At 72.4% G+C, this 1033-nt stretch carries 1 protein-coding gene; it reads right to left on the bottom strand.

Going from position 1 to position 1033, the window contains the following annotated elements; all coding sequences use genetic code 11:
• A partial coding sequence (locus LQV45_RS35405) for a hypothetical protein (RefSeq protein WP_230012726.1) occupies window positions 1–1033 on the bottom strand: 1033 nt, incomplete at both ends.

The raw sequence follows: 1033 nt of genomic DNA, 5'->3' as shown, positions 1-1033 counted from the left end.
GCGCGCCCGGCCGAGTCCGGCGGTAGCGGCATCCAGGGGTTCGAGCCCGTAGGCGGCATTCGCGGCCACGGGTTCCCCGCCCACGAGTCTTTCCTCGGCCTCCCCCGCCGCGTTTGCAGCGTTTGCCGCGTTTGCAGCGTTTGCCGCGTTTGCAGGCCTAGCCCTTCCGGCTTTTGCGGCTGCCTCCGCGCGGGCCAGGACGCCGGCCCTGCCAGCGGCAGAACCCGTCGCGGGACCTGCGGCCTTCTGGCGGGAGATGCCCGGCCGCCGCAGGCCGGGTTTCCGTGGCGCGTCCACGCGCGGACCCGGGTTGGTGACAACCGGAACGTACGACGTGGCAGGGCGCTTCATGACGGGCCGCTCCACGCCGGGAACCTTCTCGAATTCCAAGGGTGTGACCATGGCCAGGTTGTTGGCCGTGGTCGGATCGTTGCGGGGCGCCGCCGGCTGACTGTTTTGTTCGGCAAGCTTCTGCTTGGCGGCGGCGCGGCGGTTCAGGATCGCGGCACGCTCGGCGAGGGCGATCTGCTCGGCCAGGACGGCCGGATCAACGGCATCCGGATCCGTGGCCGCAATGTGTTCCATCTTGGCCACTTGGTTCTTGGCCTGCTCCGCGAGGAGTTCGCGGGCGGCCAGCGCCTGCTCCACGGTCATGCCCTCGGGCGTCGCCCCGCCCGGTCCGGCGCCGTCGGCCGCGGGAGCCTTGGGCGCCGGGGCGGCCGCCCCAGCCGGAGCAGCGTCCTTCGCGGCGGCGCCCTTCGGGGCGGCGTCCTTGGAGGCGGCATCCTTCGGGGCCGGGGGAACCACCGGGGTGGCCCGGGTCCGCGGCGACACCGGGACAATGGTGTTGGCCTGGGTGGCCGGGGCCGTTTCGGTCGCCAGCTCCAAAAGCCTCAACTGGCGTCGCGTGGGCGGCCCTCCGCCGGCCAGCTGGCCTTCCTTCTCTGCGAGTTCCTTGATGGTGCGCAGCGCGGCGCGGTCCCGTGCCCGGACCTGGGAAGACCGCTCAGTGCCAGCGGGCACAGAATCAGCA

The organism is Microbacterium sp. Bi128, assembly GCF_918698205.1.
The sequence above is the reverse complement of the archived record's forward strand: the minus strand, read 5'-3'. Positions and strand labels throughout refer to the sequence as shown.